Genomic DNA, 19711 nt, shown 5'->3' on the forward strand with positions numbered 1-19711 from the left:
ATTTTGATTTCTAACAGGGTTACCCTGACAAAAATTCTATTAATAATTCGGGTTCAATGCAGTTTAGTTAAGAAAATTTTCAGCAATTTGATTAAAACCCCTGACATCTAAAGGGGAAATGACTTAAACCAGTAAGTCATCCCTTTAGGGACTGAGGGTAAGGAAGTCTTAACTAAACTGCATTGAATTCGGGTTTAATTTTTCACACTACAATATTTACAATCTTCTTAGGTACCACAATCACTTTCTTAGGGTCTTTCCCGTCCATCCATTTCTGAATGGTTTCATTGGCCAAAGCACCTTTCTCTACTTCCTCTCTGCCAGCATCTGCAGGGAAGCTGATCTTAGCTCGCATTTTCCCATTAACAGATACCGGGTATTCAATGGAATCTTCTATCAAATACTTTTCGTTGTATTTTGGATACTGAGCATCAACTACAGTACCATCATTACCTAATTGGTGCCATAGTTCTTCAGTAATATGTGGCGCAAAAGGAGAGAGGATAATCGTCATTGGTTCTAGAATTGCTCGTTTGTTGCATTTCAATGATGAAAGCTCATTTACAGCAATCATGAATGTGCTTACTGAAGTGTTTAGTGACAGCCTTTCTGCATCTTCTGCCACCTTCTTTATTGTGCCATGAAGTACTTTTAGCTCATCTTTTGTAGGCACTTCATCTGACACTTTGAATGTGTCTCCTTCATGGAAAAGTGACCAGAATTTCCTCAAGAACTTATAGACGCCTTCTATGCCATTTGTATTCCAAGGTTTACTCTGCTCGATTGGTCCAAGGAACATCTCATACATCCTCAACGTATCTGCACCGTATTTTTCAACAAGTTCATCCGGATTGACCACATTGAACTTAGACTTGGACATTTTCTCTACTTCCCAGCCACAATGATATTTTCCATCCTCAAGTATGAATTCAGCATCTGCAGCATCAGTTCGAGACTTTTTAAATGCTTCAATATCTAAAATATCATCTTTAACAATGTTGACATCTACATGTATTGATGTTGTCTTGTAGTCTCCTTTTAGACCTTTAGAAACATATTTGTTCTCACCTGCAATCCGATAAACAAAATTTGATCTACCCTGAATCATCCCCTGGTTTACAAGTTTCTTCGCATACTCATCAATCTCAATGATGCCCATATCGTAAAGAAACTTCACCCAAAAACGAGAGTAAAGCAGGTGTCCGGTAGCATGTTCACTTCCTCCCAAATAGAAGTCTACATCTTGCCAGTATTTAAGTGCTTCTTTGCTGCAAAATTCATCTTCATTATCAGGATCCATGTAGCGAAAAAAGTACCAGCTACTTCCTGCCCATCCGGGCATGGTAGATAGTTCATAAGCATGACCGTCGTAGTTCCAGTTCTTTGCTCTTCCCAATGGTGGGTCTCCATCCTCTGTGGGCAGGTATTCGTCAATTTCCGGAAGTACCAATGGTAATTGCTCATCCGGTACTAATCGTGGAATGCCATCCTCATAGAACACCGGGATAGGCTCACCCCAATAGCGCTGACGACCAAAAATGGCATCTCGAAGTTTATAGTTGACCTTTCTTACACCAATACCAAGCTTTTCTACTTCCTGGATGCCTTTTTCCATGGCTACTTCCGGAGATAATCCATCTAAGAAATCGGAGTTAATTATTTTACCCTCCTTAGTTGGATCAGCTTCTGTTTCTGTCAACTTTTGAGCATCGTTGATAATTGGGATTGGCAGATCGAATTTTTTAGCAAAATCAAAGTCCCTTTGATCGCCACTAGGTACAGCCATCACAGCACCGGTTCCGTATCCTGCAAGCACATAATCAGCGACGTAAACAGGAATATTTTCTTTGGTAAATGGGTGAATGGCATAGCTGCCTGTGAACACTCCGGTTACATTTTTCGCATCGCTCATTCGCTCTCTTTCTGAACGATTTTTGGCAGCTTCTACATATGAGGCAACTTCATCCTTTTGCTCTTCAGTTGTAAGCTCATTAGTCAACTCACTTTCAGGAGCAATTACCATAAAGCTTACACCGAAGATAGTATCTATCCGCGTTGTGAATACTCGGATTTTCACCCCATCCCCTGACCCCTTCCCCGAGGGAGAAGGGGAATTGCTACTAATAGCTTCAAGTGTGTCTTTAATTTGAGATAGTACATTGGCTAACTCATCATTTATATCCTTATTCTTTACTACAAGAACCTTAAACCCCATTGATTCCAAGTATCCTTTCCGTGCTAAGTCAAGCTCCTTTTGCTCAGCTTCATCGTGATATGGCCCATCTACTTCAACGACTAACTTTTCTTTTAGAAACACGAAATCAGTAATAAAGTCTCCAATTGGATGTTGTCTCCTTACCTTGAATCCCAGTTTCTTGTTTCTAAGTTCTTGCCAGATTATATCTTCTTCTGTTGTTGGATTTTTTCTATTTGACCTTGCAAACTCGACAAGTTTTTTTGCTAAAATGGGATTTCCTGTTTTCCACCTCTCAGTTCTCCTCTCCATTGGAGAGGGGCTAGGGGCGTGGACTTTAAAATCTATCTCTGCACCGTATGACTTTCCAATCCAGTTGCGCTGCATTTCTTTGATTGGTTCCGGCCATTCTATTTTATCCAACCCGGATAATAATCGATCTGCATATGCAGTAATACGCATGCTCCATTGCGGCATTTTTTTCTTAACAACAGGATGACCGCCCCGCTCAGAAAATCCGTCTTTTACTTCATCATTGGAAAGCACTGTACCTAATGCAGGACACCAGTTTACAGTAGTTTCAGCCAGGTAGGTTAATCGATATTTGAGTAAGAATAACTGCTGCTCTTTCTCAGAATAGTTATTCCATTCATTTGCAGTAATTATAGGTGTGTCAGCATCACAGGCAGCATCAATTGAAGCATTTCCTTCTTTGGAAAGTATTTCGATCAGGGACTTAATTGGTTCAGCTTTATCGGTCTGGTTGTTGTACCAGCTATTATAGATCAGTTTAAAGATCCATTGAGTCCATTTGTAAAATGAAGGATCGCTTGTTCTTAACTCACGTGACCAATCATATGAAAAGCCTAGTGCTTTTAGCTGCTCTTTGTATCGGTTGATGTTCTCTTCAGTAGTTTTTGCTGGATGCTGGCCTGTCTGAATAGCATATTGCTCGGCAGGTAATCCGAAGCTATCAAATCCCATAGGGTGAAGCACATTGAAGCCATTCAGCCTCTTATATCTGGCAACTATATCAGAGGCGATATAGCCCAGTGGGTGACCTACATGTAGTCCTGCACCAGATGGATATGGAAACATATCCATGATGTAGTATTTAGGTTTATCCGATTCATTGGACACCTCATATACCTTTTGCTCATTCCAGTAAGCCTGCCATTTTTTTTCGATATCTCGAAAATTGTACTCCGCCATGTAATTCCGATTATTTTTAAAGCTGGCAAAGGTAAAAGATGAAAAGTAGAAATAGGTTTACAATAACGGGAAACCCTCCAATGATTTTGCTGTCCTTATCTCAAAACATACTCAATTAAAAAGGAATGAAGAATATCTTAGTTATCATCGTATTATTTGCTCTTGTGTGCCAAGCTAAGGCACAAGAAGGTGACACAACCAAAACGAAACAAAAACCTGTACCTGCAGATACCATACCTAAACCAACTGAACAACCTGAGGTAAACGAAGATGAGACTCCAAAAATCATCTATTATCAGAGTACAGAACCTGAAAGGAAGCGAAACAGAAGACAGGATATTAAGACACTAAGTGGATCTATGAGTCACAGTGGTGGGTTTGGGGCACTTTCATTTAGAAGTACTGAATTCAGGGATGAGTCTATGGTACTGGCCGGTCTTCGCGGTGGGTGGATCATTAATCGTACACTCGGAATAGGAGTGGAGGGGCATGGAATAATTCCAACAGCCAAATTCGATGATATTGAAACTGGAGAAGAAGTAAACATCTTGGGAGGATATGGAGGAATGTTTCTTGAATTGATCTTCTTTTCAAATGAAGTGGTTCATGTGACTTTTCCTGTATCAGGTGGTGCAGGGTGGTTAGGCTATCATCGCACCAATGAAGATGTAACTATGCCTATGCCTGGTCCGGTTGACAATGAAGTGGATTCAGATGTGTTCTGGTATGTAGAGCCCGGTGCTAACCTGGAGTTTAATATCAGTAGAAACTTCCGACTAGCTATGGGAGTGAGTAAAAGATTTACTCAGGATCTTGAATTGATCAATACCGAGTCAGATGCATTTGATAACTTGAATTACTTTATCACACTGAAGATTGGTGGGTTCTAATGTGCCGGTCTTTTCAAAGAAAAAGCCCCTTCAATAAAATTGTTGGGGCTTTTTAAGTAACGATTAGGTATGTCTTTGTTTTATTTTCTATTCTTTATGGGAGCGATTTTTTGCTCGTAACTTAAGCCCTTCCATCGGTTTTTATATTCACTTTCAGAAAGAGATGCGGCTCTTCCTCCGGCTCTATTATCCAATATTTTAACATATAGCACTGGGCGTAAATACTTATCTTCATTTTCAGAGTCAGACATTATTATTTGCTTGTTGTTGCTATTGGAAACAACTTGAAGGACCATTCCATAATTGTTATCAGAGTTGGTGATCCAACTATCTACGAGCGTTCTGTTTAATTGTAATGGAACCGTACCTTCAAATGAAATGGTGTTCGGAAGTCGGAACATATCCATAAAGCTAGAATTAGCATCATCTGAAAGGTTGAAAGAACCACGACTCCAGGATTCACTCGCATTGTTTGGTTTTTCGTAGGTAGCTTGTGTTTGATCAAAATACTCACCATTTGGGCTTAGTGCCTTTACGCCCAGGTAATTTTCTCCTGTTCCGCTGGTTGATGTTGCATTGAAGTAGAGTCCAGCTTCTAGTATTTCATAATCATCGGTGATTCCACCAATTTCTTCAAGTCCTTCAAAACGGATAAGTGCGTATAGGCGATCTGTGTCACCACTGCTCGCTCTTAAATTATTTTTATCATAGTTGGTGCTTGTCGATTCGGTAGAAGAATTAATGAAGGTATCAGAAGTTTTATCATAGCCATTATTACCGTTATAAAAATAGAATTCATATATACCATCTGAATTACCATCAGACCCATCAGATCCATCGTTTCCATCACATACGTAAGAAATAGCATCTACTTCAATAGCATCCAATGTGCCATCATTGTTATCATCAATTCCTGTCCGAATAATTAATCCGCCACTTGTACAGTCTCCTTGACTTCCGGAAAACGACTCAACTGTAATCAAACTGTTGCTACCATTGCTGCCATTACTACCATCTGTACCATTGCATACATAAAATGATGCATCTACTTCATCAGGATCATCATCCAGGTTGTTATTGCCATTATCATCAATACCAACCTCTACCAATGTTCCGCCATTGGAACAATTAATTCCGGGATCCTCAGCTGTTATTCTTATAATGCTATTTAGCCCATCGTTACCATCCGCTCCATCTTCTCCATTACAAACGGATTGGGAAACTAAAACTTCATCCTCTGTATCCTGAAGATCTCCGTCATTGTTGTTATCATACCCAAACGTGAGAATCACACCACCATTGGTACAAGAGCGGTCACTCTCAGATGTCACAAAAACACTTTTTCCATCAGATCCATCCACTCCATTTGTTCCGTTTAATCCATTGCACACATACACTGGACTGCCAATTACTTCATCATTATCCAGCACACCATCATTATCATTATCCAGTCCTATCTCGATTTGGATGCCCCCTGTCAGGCAATTGGCACCAGACTCTTCAGTAGTGGTTTTTATCAATGAATTTAATCCATTAGAGCCGTCACTACCGTTGGTTCCATCATTACCATCTGCTCCATTGCAGACAAAATAGGTATAATCTACTTCTTCATTCTGAAGTTCACCGTCTGCAGTCACATCGTCCATTCCTATTTCAATCATCAGACCTCCATTTTCGCAATTGGCTCCCGGATCTTCAGAAGTAACTCGAATGATACTGGATGTACCATCTGAACCATCAGTGCCATCCGACCCATCGCTTCCATTTGCTCCATTGCACACATAGTTCTCTGATATTACCTCATCATTGTCCAGTGTGCCATTTCTATTCGTGTCTAACCCTAATTGGATCTTCAACCCTCCATTTGCACAGTTGCCTCCTGCAGCTTCAGATACGACATTTGATAGGGTTGTATAGCCATCAGAACCATTGCTTCCATTACTACCATCTGCTCCATTGCAGATATCATAAGTGGCGTCTACTTCACCGTCATTAAGACTTCCGTCCTGATTTGAATCAAGTCCTAACTCAATGGTGATGCCTCCATTTTCACATGATGTACTTGATGATACCCGAATTAAACTAGTTAGACCATCTGACCCATCTACTCCGTCATTGCCATCAGCACCATCTTCACCATTACAGACATAAAAAGATGATTGTACCTCACTGTCATCCAATGAGTTGTTAGCATTCTGGTCTACTCCAATTTCTACAAGTGTGCCTCCCTGTTCACAGTTAGAGCCCGGGTTTTCTGGAGATGTTCGGGCAACAAGGTTAAGTCCATCAGAACCATTATCTCCTGCTGAGCCATTGCAAACGAAGCTCACTGATTGTATTTCAGATTCATCAAGTGAGCCATTTTGATTCAAATCCTGACCAACAGATATTTTTACTCCACCATTGGAGCAATCTTCTCCAGCTGCTACATCCTGTACGTCCACCATGGCATTGAATCCATTGGTTCCATCAACGCCATTTACCGGGTCAATAGGATCTTCGCTGCATGAAATGGATAGTATAACTAAAAATAATAGAGCACTGGTATTCAGTACATTGCGTGTAAGTGTGTGCATTGTGAAACTGATTGAATTAAACAATTTAGGTGATATTATAAATATAACGATACGACGAAAAAATATAATATTTAGCTGTTTACCAACTTTTTTCGACGAACACTGAAATGTCCACTACCGAACAAGACGAATCTTGTCGATTGTACTAAGTGTCTGACCTGTAAAGGTTTGTGTTTTTTGGCACTCTTTATGACTATAGAGTGTATGAAAACCTAATTTTACACCAATGTTTACATCATTCAAGCTATTCTTTCGATCAATAAAGCGTAACAAACTGTTTAGCTTTATTAATATTCTAGGACTAACAGTTGGATTCTTTTCTTCCATATTGATTTATCTCTATGTTCAGAATGAATTGAGCTATGACAACTTCCATGCAAATGGTGATCGCATCTATCGGGTGAATCAAACCTTTATTTGGGGTGAGGACAATCCAAACCTTTTCTCAAGTACCGGGCCGGGTGTAGGATACTCCATTACTGAAGAGATCCCTGAAGTTGATCAGGTGGTTCGTGTGCATACCCCGGACCTAAATCCGGTGAGGTTTGATTTAGGAGATGAAGAGAAGTTTTTCAATGATGAATATATCCTCGCAGCGGACTCCAACTTTTTTGAAGTGTTTAGTTTTCCTCTATTGTACGGCGATGCATCTTCAGTTCTGAATAAACCTAACTCCATCGTACTATCTGAAGATATTGCAATCAAGTATTTTAGTAATGAAAATCCGGTTGGTCGATTGATTGATTTAGGTGGTGGACCAATTAGGGAGACGTACAAAGTAACCGGTGTAGCAAAAAAGATTGATGAGAAATCATATATCGAGTATGATTTAATAATCTCTATGAATAGCATTGATCGCGTCGCACGAAGCAATTGGAGTTGGATGTGGACCACCTTCGAAACTTTTATTCTTCTGGATGAACAGGCCAATCAAGATGTAGTACAATCGAAACTGAATCAATTACCTGAAAAGCATGCAATTCAGACACTTGAAGTTATGGGCTATACCTACGATGAATACATAGCAGCAGGCAAAGAATGGAATTTATACTTACAGCCATTTGAGGATGTTTATCTTCACTCAAACAATATTTACAATCGATTAAATGATGTCGGAAATATTAAGATTGTTGGAGCATTAATAGGGTCAGCAATTTTCTTACTGATACTGTCTTGTATCAACTTCATCAACCTGAGCACCTCACAGTTTACAAACAAGGCTCAAAATGTGGCTGTGCGAAAAATACTGGGAGGAGATAAGCGCGTTTTTCTACAACGATTTTTTGGAGAATCCTTGGCCTACTGTGTAGTGGCATGTATGGCATCATTGTTTCTGATTTTAAACTTGTTACCATTAATTAATCAGACGTTAGGAGTTGAGTTATCTATATCTCTACTGGATCAGCCGCTTATCATTTTGTTTATTACCATACTCGTCTTGATTGTAAGTTTGGTTGCAGGTTTTTACCCATTTCTATTCTTTAATTCCTTTGGCCCTATATCAGCTCTGAAGGGTGAATTACGATCCGGCAAGAAGGGGTTAGGAATCCGGAATGGAATGCTCGTTACACAGTATGTTCTATCATTCTTACTCATCATTTGTACTATTACTATTTATAAGCAGTTAAATCATGTAATAAATGCAGATTTAGGCTTTTCCAAGAATAATCTAATTGTTGTTGACAATGCGCATTGGACCGGTTCACAGGAGGAGTTTGCAGACGAATTAGTGAAGCTGGACGGTGTTCAAGGTGTTGCTGTTTGTGATGCGATTCCGTTTATGATCTACAATGGAGATCAGTTTATTCCGGATAAACCTGAAGCTGGATCATTACCACTCAATTATGTCTTGGGAGATGATAATTACCTGGACCTGTTGGAGGTAGAAATGGTTGTGGGACGTAAATTCAATGCGTCTCATTCAGATGATATAAATGGCATTATCATTAACGAAACTGCTGCCAGAACGATTGGATGGCCAATCGATGAGGAAATTCTAAATAAAAAAATAGAAAACTGGAGTGGGACGTACCACATCATTGGTGTGGTTAAGGATTTCAATTTCTTGTCACTGCATTCACCGATTGAACCCTTTGCAGTGTTTCATTCCGAGTCCAACGCTCAGGGTGAAAGACCATTGAAACGTGTGGTAGTAAAAACCAATTTAGCTCAACAAGATTTACAGCCGTTGCTTACTGATATCAATGGTAAATGGGATGAGTTTGCGTCAGGTAGACCTTTCGAATACGTGCTTGTTGATGATTACTTCAAGAATATATATCGCAATGAAAAGCAATTTGGAAGCGTATTGTCCTTTTTTGCATTGTTAACAATAATTATTGCATCATTAGGACTTTTTGGAATTGTAGCATTTTCTGTAGAGCAAAAACTAAAGGAGATAGGTGTGAGAAAAGTTCTTGGTGCTTCTGTATCGAGCATCGTATTACTTTTTTCTAAAAACTATGTCAAGTTGCTTTTAACCGGGTTTGTGATTGCAGTTCCGTTAGCTTATTACTTTATGAATAACTGGCTCTCAGATTTTGAGTATCATATATCCATGAGCGTAGATATTTTTATTATTTCCCTCATGGTGTTACTCTTTATTTCTTTGGCGATATCAATATTTCAAACGACTAAAGCGTCACTGCTAAACCCGTCGGAGGTTTTAAAAGACGAATAGTTAATTAAGTTCTTTCAATACCTTCAGGGCTTCCTTGATGTGACTATCGGCAGTAAAGTCAGCTCTGAAGGTATGTGCTACTCTGCCGTTTTTATCAATCACAAAAGTAACTCGCCCCGGAAACAGACCGAACATAGCTGAAGGCACTCTAAAAGCTTTATGAGCTTTCTTTTTAGGATCACTTAATAGAATAAATGGCAATTTTCGTTGATTAGTCACTTTTCTATGAGAAGCTACACTGTCTCTGCTGATGCCGATCACTTCAGCACCTACTTCTAAAAATTGCTCATAATTGTCGCGAAAGCCACACGCTTGTGCAGTACAAACTTTCGTGTTGTCTTTTGGATAGAAATAGACGATAAGTGGCGACCCTTTGAAGTCTGATAAGGATACTATTTTTCCATCCTGATCTTCCAATGTGACGCTAGGTATAGGTTCTCCTTTATGAAGCATTTTTCCTGAATTTGATAAGTAATAAGGGCAGAATGGTTAGGTCAATGATTAGTGCAATTAGTAGCGATAGACTGACAAAAAGCCCTAAGTAAAAGGTCGCACCAAAGTTTGAGAATAAATAAAGAGAAAATCCGGCGCTCATAATAATGGATGTGATAAGCATTGCACTTCCGGCGTGCTTAAATGTGCCTTCCATTCGCTTATAAGGATCCGCATCTTTCTTCTTTAAATAATAACTCATCATATGTATAGTGTCATCCACGGCGATTCCGAATGCAATAGTAAAAATGATGGAGGTTGTCATCTTTAACGAGATACCTAACCAGCCTAAAATACCTGCAACCATGACAAGCGGAATAATGTTTGGAATTAAACTGATAATTAACAACTTCCAAGACCTGAAGTATACGCCCAGGATAATGCCAATCACTGCGATTGCAGTCAACAATCCTTTCAATAAATTAAATGAAAGGAGCTCATGACTTTTATCTATTAAATAGGTGGTGCCCGTTATTCGATAGTCGATGATGCTACTATCTATGTTTTGATCCAGGTAGGAAAGTAGTTTTTGGTTTCTGGTGTCGGTTTCATACGAACCAAGCTCCGGGAAAAAACCAATTAATCTTCCAACTTTCCCATCTTCGGTCACGAGCTTATCCAGTCGTTTAGGGTCTATTCTGTTTTTTAATCTTAGGGTTTGCTGGTACCTTCTATCTGAATCCGGGTACTTATAGTTTTTATTTAGCCCCCCCTGATTCACCATGTTCAGATATTTAATAATGGTTGCCGGTGATTGTACTTTTGCTATAGGATAATCATTAAGCAAATATTCCTCTATGATCACAATCTGATCCATCACTTTTTTATCCCAAATGGAAAGACTGGTGTCTGCCAATGTAACTCTGACTTCATACGGTTTAGAGCCACCCAGCTGCTCATCAGCATATTCAAAATCCTGTCTTACTTCAGAGTTCTTAGGGAGGTCATCGAGGAGAAATGAGTTCACTTTCAGTTTGGTAATCCCCGGAGTTAAAGATCCGATGATAATAATCGCAAAGATCCAAGCGACTTTTTTGTTTGAAACAAGAACCTTCAGCCACCATTGAGGTACTTCCAGGATTCGCTGATCAGAAGAATAGGTGGTGATTGAGGCCATTAAAAGCCCAAATGAGAAAGTAATGATGAATGCTATGAGAATTCCTATCGCAGCAAAAACACCGAGTAATTGAACCGGCTCAGTATTGATCCATATAAGACTCAGGAAACCAATGGCTGTAGTTACAGAAGTAAGTAGTGTAGGCGTCCATACTATTTTCAGTGCTTCTTTAATCTTTGCGGCAGTGTCTGTCTCATCTGTTTTTTTCAATGCATTCATAAGGTGTACTGCATCTGACATGGAAACAAAGAAGAGGATGGGTGGGAGTAAAGAGCTCAAGAGGTTGATTTTGTATCCGAATAATCCCACCAATCCAAAAAGCCATACAATCGATAAAAGACTAATTAAAAATGGAAGTAAAGCAGATTTGAAATTTTTGAAGATGATTAGCAAAAGCAAAAAACTCAAGATCAGCGATCCAATTAGAAACTTCCCGAAATCGTTTTGAATGTATGAGATGAAAACTCCAGCAGCACTTAGCTTACCTACCAATCGAATATTAGGGACTTCATATATTTCAGCTTTGAGCTTAATGGCCTCTAAAAGTCGTTCGCTTCTCATCTGATCATTGAAATGCGCATGATTCAGATAAATACTTAGTGCTTGTCCATTCTCACTAAAAGCAGAACGATAAAACGGATTTCCAAAAATGCGAATGCTATCTTGTTTGAGCTGATAATCAGTAGGATCCTCCGCATGCATCAGTGGAAAAATCACTAATCCGGTTGGTGATTTTACTACATGCTGAAGTGAAAGGGGAGAGTAGACATTTTTAACATCCGGGATTGTGTTCAAAGACTTCTCAAAAGCACTGGCCTTCTTGAGAAAGTCACTGTCAAAAATCCAATCTTCGCTTTCAATAATAATGTGCAGGTAGTCATTGTCATAACCAAACTGATCTACGTGCTTCGCATATGCTTTGCTGTCCGGGTGGTTATTTGGAAAAAACTTTTCAAATTCGAAATCAAAGGCCACATACTGCAGATTCCAGCCTAATAGCAACGTAATCGCTACCAGTAAGCCAGTCATTATCGCCTTTCCCTTTGGGGTAATTAACCGCTCGACATATTTATCTAATCGTGGGTTCAGGGTTTCTTCGTTTAAAAGTTAATTTTGTTACCAAACTACGAACAGAATGCAACAATACCTGAACCTAATGCAACATATCCTGGATAATGGTACAGAGAAAGGTGATCGTACCGGAACAGGAACAAAAAGTGTATTCGGTTATCAGATGAGGTTTGACCTAAGTGAAGGGTTTCCATGCGTAACAACCAAGAAGCTTCACTTGCGATCAATAATTCATGAATTGTTATGGTTTCTTCAGGGAGACCAAAACATTAAATACCTAAAAGAAAATGGTGTGTCCATTTGGGATGAGTGGGCGGATGAAGAAGGAAACCTTGGCCCGGTATATGGTGTGCAGTGGAGAAGTTGGGAAACACCGGATGGCCGGAAAATTGATCAAATAAAAAAACTAATTGATGGTATAAAAAACAATCCAAACAGCCGAAGACACATTGTAAGCGCATGGAACGTCGCTGATGTAGATGATATGGCGTTACCACCATGTCATACATTGTTTCAGTTTTATGTGGCTGATGGGAAGTTAAGCTGTCAGCTTTATCAGCGCAGTGCGGATGTGTTTCTAGGGGTGCCATTCAATATTGCATCTTATGCATTATTTACAATGATGGTAGCGCAGGTTTGTGATCTCGAGCCGGGTGATTTTGTTCACACGTTCGGAGATGCTCATCTGTACAACAATCATATAGAGCAAACTCAGTTGCAGTTGAGCCGAGAGCCACGTGAGCTTCCAACAATGAAAATCAATCCTGATGTAAAGGATATCTTCGGTTTCAAGTTTGAAGATTTTGAATTGATGAACTACGACCCCCATCCTCACATAAAAGGTGCAGTGGCTGTGTAACATTTAGATGATTAGAATAGTCAATTAAGCAAGAATTATCCATGGCTGAAAGCAGCGGCATATTTGATATGATTGGTCCGGTTATGATCGGCCCCTCCAGCTCACACACAGCAGGTGTTGTGCGTATTGGGAGGGTGACGTATAAAATTCTTGGAGGAATCCCTGAGAACGCTGACATCATTTTCTATAATTCATTTGCCAGAACGTATGAAGGTCACGGAAGCAACCGTGCAATCATTTCCGGTTTGATGGATTTTCATACCGATGATAAGCGAATTAAAAATGCGCTTGATCTGACTGAAGAAGTTGGCTTGAATTATAAATTCAGGTCTATCGGTAGTGCCTCTACTTTTCACCCAAATTCGGTAAGAGTAAAAGCAAATAGGGGGGATAAAAGTGTAGAAGTACTAGGAGAAAGCAGAGGTGGTGGAGTGATTCGTATTAAAGAAGTAAATGGATTTGATTCCAATTTCACGGCCAGTCTTCATACGCTCATTATTGAAGCGGATGATGTAAAGGGAAGCATAGCCTTTTTTACAGAAGTGTTGTCTCAGGATGAGTGTAATATAGCTACCATGACTGTGTCAAGGAAGGCAAAAAATGACTTAGCATGTTTGATCCTGGAAATGGATTCAGGCATTGATGATATAACGTTACAATATTTAAAGAAGAGAAAGTGGGTGCACAAAGTCATCTACATACCAGACATAGACAAATGATATGAGAAAACTAGGACTAATCACTGTATTGACCATTCTATCTTTTGGAGGACTCAGTCAAGAAAAACGGATTCTTTCACTCGAAGAGTGTATAGAAATAGCTGTTGATAACAACCTTTCTGTACAGCGAAGCGAGCTAAGTCTTCAAGGGGCGGAAATCAATTTGCTGCAAGCACAAGCACAACGCTATCCTACAATTAACTTGAACGGAAATTATGGATATAACTGGGGTAGAGGTATCGATCCTACCACCAACCAATTCATAGATCGAAGAATCAACTTTAATGGGGTTAGCGGAAGTACCAATATTCCTATTATAAATGGAATGCAGGTCAACAACTCTATCAAACAGAGCAAATTCGATAAGGAGGCCTCAAAATATGACTTGAAACGATCTGTAAATGACATCTCATTAAACATTTCACTATTCTACTTGAATGTAATCCTCAATAAGGAATTGCTAGATAATGCAAAGTTTCAACTTGAATCAAGCCAGCAGCAATACGAACGAACAAAAGTGTTGGTGGAGTCAGGAGCACTTCCTCTAGCTAATGAATTACAATTACAAAGTCAGGTTGCATCTAATGAAGTAGCAGTGATCAACTCACAGAACAATTTGGATTTATCCGTTCTGACCTTAAAACAGGCAATGTTGCTTCCTCCCGGGCAAGAAATAGATATCGTGATTCCTGAAATCGAAGTGGATCAAACAGAAATTGAATCTAGCTCTGTGATGGATATTTATAACACAGCGCTGGAAAATCAACCGGAAATGAAAAGTGCAGACCTTAGAGTCAAAAGTGCTCAGGTTGGGTTAGAAGTTTCCAAAGGAGGGATGTATCCTACTCTGAATTTAGGAGGTGGTTTTAGTACCAACTACTCCGATGCGTTCCAGGATGTAACGGTGGCTTCTGTTACTCCAACAGGCGATTTAAATCCTACGACCTTCGTTGATAACAATGGTGACCCAATCTTTGAACAGGATTTTGATGTACAACTACAGAGTGAAACAGTTCCTCTTTCAACGCAATACGATAATAACTTGAGTAAGCGATTAACATTGAGTCTAAATGTTCCGATTTTCAACGGGTTCCGTACACGATCAGACATTCAACGATCCAAGATTGCGGTACAACAAGCTGAAATTAACAAAATGGAACAGCGTAATGCGCTATTCCAAACGATAGAATCTTCATACAGAAATGCACTAGCGGCATCCAAAACATACACCGCTTCTCAAAGACAGGTTGAAGCACTGGAAGAAACCTATCGAGCAGTTGAAAATCAATACAACAATGGTGCGGCCAACTTTACTGATTATCAGGTAGCACTAAATAACCTTTATCAAGCAAGAACTGACCTTTCGCGAGCAAAATTCGATTTTGTATTCCGGATGAAAGTACTTGAGTTTTATCAAGGGAAACCCTTAACATTTTAATAACTGATCACCAATTTATATTTAGAAAAATCATGGCTAAGAAGAAAAAATCGAATAATAAAATTTTATATATCCTGGGTGGGGTGGTAGTATTTCTAATACTATTCGCTGTAATTGGTAAATCCCAGGGTTGGGTAGGTAAGAAAAAGAAAATTCAGGTTGAGATAGCAACCGCTGAGAAAAACACCATCATTGAAAAGGTGAGTGCATCGGGTCAGGTTCAACCTGTAGTAGAGGTACAACTAAGCCCTGAGGTATCGGGAGAGATCATTGAGTTGGAAGTTGAGGAAGGTGATTCTGTCAGTCGAGGTGATTTCTTGTTGAGAATACGTCCTGATAACTTTCAGTCTGCATTGGATCAGGCTGTGGCCGGTTTAAATCAACAAAAGGCTTCTTTAGCGCAGGCCAAAGCAGCGAGAGCTCGTGCGGCTGCAAACTTTAAAAGAGCGGAACAAGATTACGAACGTCAGAAAAAATTATTTAAGGAAAAGGTGATTTCCGAGGCTGATTTTCAGCTAGCCGAAGCTAATTACCAAATTGCAGAGCAAGACTATGAGTCAGCTAAAGAGAGTGTTAATGCCGCTGATTACATTTTAAGCAGTGCACAAGCACGAGTGGCAGATGCACGTGAGAATTTACGTTTGACAAGCTTAACAGCACCAATGAGTGGAATTGTATCTAAACTTCCTGTAGAACTTGGTGAAACAGTGCTTGGAACATCTCAATTTCAGGGAACTGAAGTGATGCGAATAGCTGATTTATCTAAAATGGAAGTTCAGGTGGATGTTAATGAGAATGACATCATCCGAATTAGTGTAGGTGACACAGCTATTATTGATGTGGACTCATATTCCTACATGGATAAAACATTCAAGGGAGTCGTGACACATATCGCCAATACTGCAAATGATAAAATTTCTGCAGACGCGGTTACTGAATTTGAAGTTCGAATCCTGATACTTAACAAGTCTTATCAAGACCTTATTAAGGAAGAAGGACTAAAGTATCCGTTCCGACCTGGAATGACTGCAAGTGTAGATATTATCACAGAAGTGAAGAAAGATATTTTAACGGTTCCATTAGCATCAGTTACCACACGTTCAGAAAAGGATAACAGAAGTGAAGGAGAAGATGGTGATGATAGCAATTCGTCCGCTGCAGAACAATTGGCTGATGAAGAGGTGAAAGAAGTGGTGTTTGTAGTTACGGATGGAAAAGCTGTTAAAACCGAAGTGGAAACCGGAATTAGTGATTTTGACAGAATTGAGATCGTTTCCGGATTAGAGGAAGGAACTGAAGTGGTTAGCGGACCATTCCTGGCTGTTTCTAAAAGGTTGAAAGATGGGGATGATGTAGAAGCTAAAAACGACAAAAAGGAAAAACCGGAAACTAAAACTGAAGAATAGTCATCAAACCATTCTAATCATGAAACCCTGATCCGTATTCGAGCTCAGGGTTTTTTGTTTGGCTTTTTACCGATCATCAAAACTTATTTTTCATTTTAGTTTGGTTACACCAACTTGTCATCAAATAAGTACGACTATGAAACTCACATCAACACTATCCTTATTAATTACCCTGCTTTTTTTAGGGGGATGCACCCAATCAGAAAAAATGGAAGAAAAGGAATTCAAAATACCTTACGAAAAATTCACATTAGATAACGGATTAGAAGTGGTTCTACATGAAGATCACTCAGACCCAATAGTAGCTGTCGCTACACTTATGCACGTTGGTTCAAACAGAGAAAAGCCGGGTCGAACAGGCTTTGCTCACTTTTTTGAGCACATGTCCTTCAATGATTCTGAAAACGTGCCAAGAGGTGCAAACAGAAAATTGATCCCGGAATGGGGTGGAAGTAGAAACGGCGGTACCTGGTCTGATGGTACCATCTATTATGAGGTAGTACCAAAGGACGCCTTCGATAAAATCCTTTGGATCGATTCTGATCGATTTGGTTACATGATCAATACTGTAACTGAAGATGCACTGGAAGCGGAGAAGCAGGTTGTAAAGAACGAAAAGCGTCAGCGAGTAGATAATGCCCCCTATGGGTATACTGATGAAATCATTAGGAAAAATCTATATCCGGAAGGACACCCATACAGCTGGACCGTCATTGGGTCACTTCCTGACCTACAAGCAGCCACGCTTGATGATGTAAAGGAATTCTATGAACAATACTATGGAGCGGGTAATGCTACCCTTGTAATTGCAGGTGATATTGATCCCGAAGAGACGAAAAAGAAAGTACAGCAATGGTTCGGTGAAATCAGAAAAGGTCCTGAAGTGGAGAAGCCTAAACCACAGCCGGTAACATTGAGTGAAACAAAGTCGCTTTATTTTGAAGATGAGTTTGCCAAGCTGCCTGAAATCAGGATGGTTTACCCAACAGTAGAGGACTATCATGAAGATATGTATGCCCTGAATGTTTTGGGTCAATTACTAAGTGGTAGCAAAAAGGCACCTCTTTATCAGGTAATTGTGGAGGAGCGAAAACTGGCACCAAATGTCTCTACCTATCAAAGTTCAAATGAAGTAGCCGGAGAGTTTGTATTCCGTGTAAGAGCGAATGCAAATACGGATTTAGATACGGTGAAATTGGCTATTGAAGAAGGGCTTACACGGTTCGAAGAGAACGGAATTGACGAAAAAGACCTGAAAAGAATTAAAGCGGAGCTGGAAACTAATCTTTATCAAGGGATCAGTACTGTTTTAAATAAGGCATTTCAGTTAGTCACTGATAATGAATTTGGTGGAGACCCTAGCTACATCACCAAAACCGCAAAGTTGACTCAGGCAGTTACCTCGGAGGATGTCATGCGCGTTTATAATGAGTACATAAAAGGCCGGAATTATGTGATGACAAGCTTTGTGCCAGCCGGTCAACTAGACCTGACTGTGTCTGGCTCTGAAGAAGCAGAAGTTTTTGTTGAGGAAATTGTTGCTGATGTAGCAGCTGAAAATGTAACAAGAGGGGAGGTAGCCGAGTACGAAAAAACCCCTTCAAAATTTGATCGTTCTGAACCTGACTTTGGAGAGCTTCCATTACTTAAGTCACCTGAAGTGTGGTCGGCTTATTTAGACAATGGAATGCAGGTTTTTGGCATTGAAAACAATGAGCTTCCTCTTGTTTATTTTGATATTGTGATCAAGGGCGGGCATTATCATGATCCAATTGATAAGTCAGGGACAGCTGCTCTTTTAGCTGATATGATGACTGAGGGTACTGCAACTAAAACCCCGGCAGAACTAGAAGAGGCGATAGGGTTGCTAGGTGCCTCAATCAATGTCTATGCTGGAACAGAAGAATTGACAATATCAGCATCTTGTCTGGCACGTAATTTTGATGAAACATTCGATCTTGTAAAAGAAGTCCTGTTAGAGCCCAGATGGGATGAAAAAGAGTTTGATAGATTAAAACAGTCGTTGCTTACACGACTGAAAGGTAGAGAGGCAAGTCCTACTTCTGTGGCATCAACAGTTTTCAATAAGCTTATCTACGGAGATGATCACATAATGGGATATTCTACTTTTGGAACAATTGAGTCGGTAGAGAATATTACCCTGCAGGATCTCAAAGACTATTATGCTGCTAACCTCTCACCAGCAGTGGCAAGTTTTCATGTTGCCGGAAACCTAACGCAGGAAGAAGTAGTCAATGAACTTAGCAAATTAAATTGGTCCTCAATAGATGTGGAAATAGTTAGCTATCCCGATCCAGCTTTGAACAACGCAGGAAATCTTTATTTTATTGACTTTCCTGGTGCTAAACAGTCAGTAATTTATATCGGGCAGCTTGCAATGTCTGGCATGAACCCGGAGTACAATGAGTTGACTTATGCAAATGAAAAATTGGGCGGAGGATCAAGTGGTCAGTTGTTCCAGACCTTAAGAATCGAGAAGGGATATACGTATGGTGCTTATGCATACATTCCCCAACGAACAGTGATAGCTCCATTTACAGCCACTACCAGCGTAAGAGCAAATGCAACATTACCATCATTGGAAATCATGAGTGATATGATTGCGAATTACGCTGAGAACTTTACTGAAGAGGATGTAGAAGTAACAAAAACCAAAATATTAAAAGCGAACACAAGAGCTTTTGAAAGTCTTGGAGCTAAGCTGAATATGCTGCACGAAATGACCAAGTTTGGTAAACGTCCTGAATTCATGGAGCTAGAGCAGGAAGAGCTTACATCAATGACTCTTGAAGATTACAAGCGCCTCATCAATCAGTATATGGATGAGAGCAAAATGATTTATTTAGTCGTAGGTGATGGAGCCACTCAGCTTGAAGAAGTAAAGAAACTAGGAATGGGTGACCCAATACTTCTGGATATAAAAGGAAATATACTTACGCAGTAAACATTTTTAAGGCTGTCTCAGACGTCTTATCAATGGTTGAATGACTTTCTGACGTAGGGAGAATCTCTTTACTAATTGATGCTTAAAGACAT

At 39.8% G+C, this 19711-nt stretch carries 11 protein-coding genes; 7 read left to right on the forward strand and 4 right to left on the reverse strand.

Going from position 1 to position 19711, the window contains the following annotated elements:
• Positions 1 to 202: 202 nt before the first annotated feature.
• Complete coding sequence (gene leuS, locus ACQK2H_RS10200) at positions 203 to 3406, reverse strand: leucine--tRNA ligase (protein WP_425391338.1); 3204 nt, start codon at positions 3404 to 3406, stop codon at positions 203 to 205.
• Positions 3407 to 3531: 125 nt separating this feature from the next.
• On the opposite strand from leuS, the gene ACQK2H_RS10205 reads away from it, so the two are divergent.
• Positions 3532 to 4296, forward strand: a complete 765-nt coding sequence (locus tag ACQK2H_RS10205; protein ID WP_425391339.1) for a hypothetical protein — start codon at positions 3532 to 3534, stop codon at positions 4294 to 4296.
• A gap of 80 nt (positions 4297 to 4376) precedes the next feature.
• On the opposite strand, the gene ACQK2H_RS10210 is transcribed toward ACQK2H_RS10205, so the two are convergent.
• The gene (locus tag ACQK2H_RS10210) at positions 4377 to 6872 is read right to left on the reverse strand and encodes a DUF7151 family protein (protein WP_425391340.1); all 2496 of its coding nucleotides are present in this window, start codon (positions 6870 to 6872) and stop codon (positions 4377 to 4379) included.
• A gap of 226 nt (positions 6873 to 7098) precedes the next feature.
• On the opposite strand from ACQK2H_RS10210, the gene ACQK2H_RS10215 reads away from it, so the two are divergent.
• Positions 7099 to 9552 (forward strand): ABC transporter permease, encoded by a 2454-nt coding sequence (locus tag ACQK2H_RS10215; protein WP_425391341.1) that lies wholly within the window; start codon positions 7099 to 7101, stop codon positions 9550 to 9552.
• Here ACQK2H_RS10215 and ACQK2H_RS10220 read toward each other — a convergent pair whose 3' ends face one another.
• Both ACQK2H_RS10220 and ACQK2H_RS10225 read right to left on the reverse strand, forming a co-directional pair.
• On the reverse strand, positions 9553 to 10005 hold the full coding sequence (locus ACQK2H_RS10220; RefSeq protein ID WP_425391342.1) for a peroxiredoxin: 453 nt from the start codon (positions 10003 to 10005) through the stop codon (positions 9553 to 9555). It abuts the gene before it with no gap.
• Complete coding sequence (locus ACQK2H_RS10225) at positions 9995 to 12190, reverse strand: efflux RND transporter permease subunit (protein ID WP_425391343.1); 2196 nt, start codon at positions 12188 to 12190, stop codon at positions 9995 to 9997. The genes ACQK2H_RS10220 and ACQK2H_RS10225 overlap by 11 nt, the downstream gene beginning before the upstream one ends.
• 106 nt (positions 12191 to 12296) lie before the next feature.
• On the opposite strand from ACQK2H_RS10225, the gene ACQK2H_RS10230 reads away from it, so the two are divergent.
• The 5 genes from ACQK2H_RS10230 (at position 12297) to ACQK2H_RS10250 (ending at position 19619) form a co-directional block, all read left to right on the forward strand.
• A complete protein-coding gene (locus ACQK2H_RS10230) occupies positions 12297 to 13091 on the forward strand; it encodes a thymidylate synthase (protein ID WP_425391344.1) in 795 nt (264 codons plus the stop codon).
• 41 nt (positions 13092 to 13132) lie between these two features.
• Positions 13133 to 13810, forward strand: coding sequence for an L-serine ammonia-lyase, iron-sulfur-dependent subunit beta (sdaAB, locus tag ACQK2H_RS10235; RefSeq protein WP_425391345.1), 678 nt, complete (start codon positions 13133 to 13135; stop codon positions 13808 to 13810).
• A 1-nt stretch (position 13811) separates the two neighbouring features.
• Positions 13812 to 15248: a TolC family protein gene (locus ACQK2H_RS10240; RefSeq protein WP_425391346.1), complete on the forward strand. Its 1437-nt coding sequence runs from the start codon at positions 13812 to 13814 to the stop codon at positions 15246 to 15248.
• 32 nt (positions 15249 to 15280) lie between these two features.
• Positions 15281 to 16654 (forward strand): efflux RND transporter periplasmic adaptor subunit, encoded by a 1374-nt coding sequence (locus tag ACQK2H_RS10245; RefSeq protein WP_425391347.1) that lies wholly within the window; start codon positions 15281 to 15283, stop codon positions 16652 to 16654.
• 136 nt (positions 16655 to 16790) lie between these two features.
• Positions 16791 to 19619: a M16 family metallopeptidase gene (locus ACQK2H_RS10250; protein WP_425391348.1), complete on the forward strand. Its 2829-nt coding sequence runs from the start codon at positions 16791 to 16793 to the stop codon at positions 19617 to 19619.
• Positions 19620 to 19711 lie beyond the last annotated feature (92 nt).

It is taken from the genome of Ekhidna sp. (assembly GCF_965228795.1).
In the GTDB taxonomy this organism is placed as follows: Bacteria; Bacteroidota; Bacteroidia; order Cytophagales; family Cyclobacteriaceae; genus Ekhidna.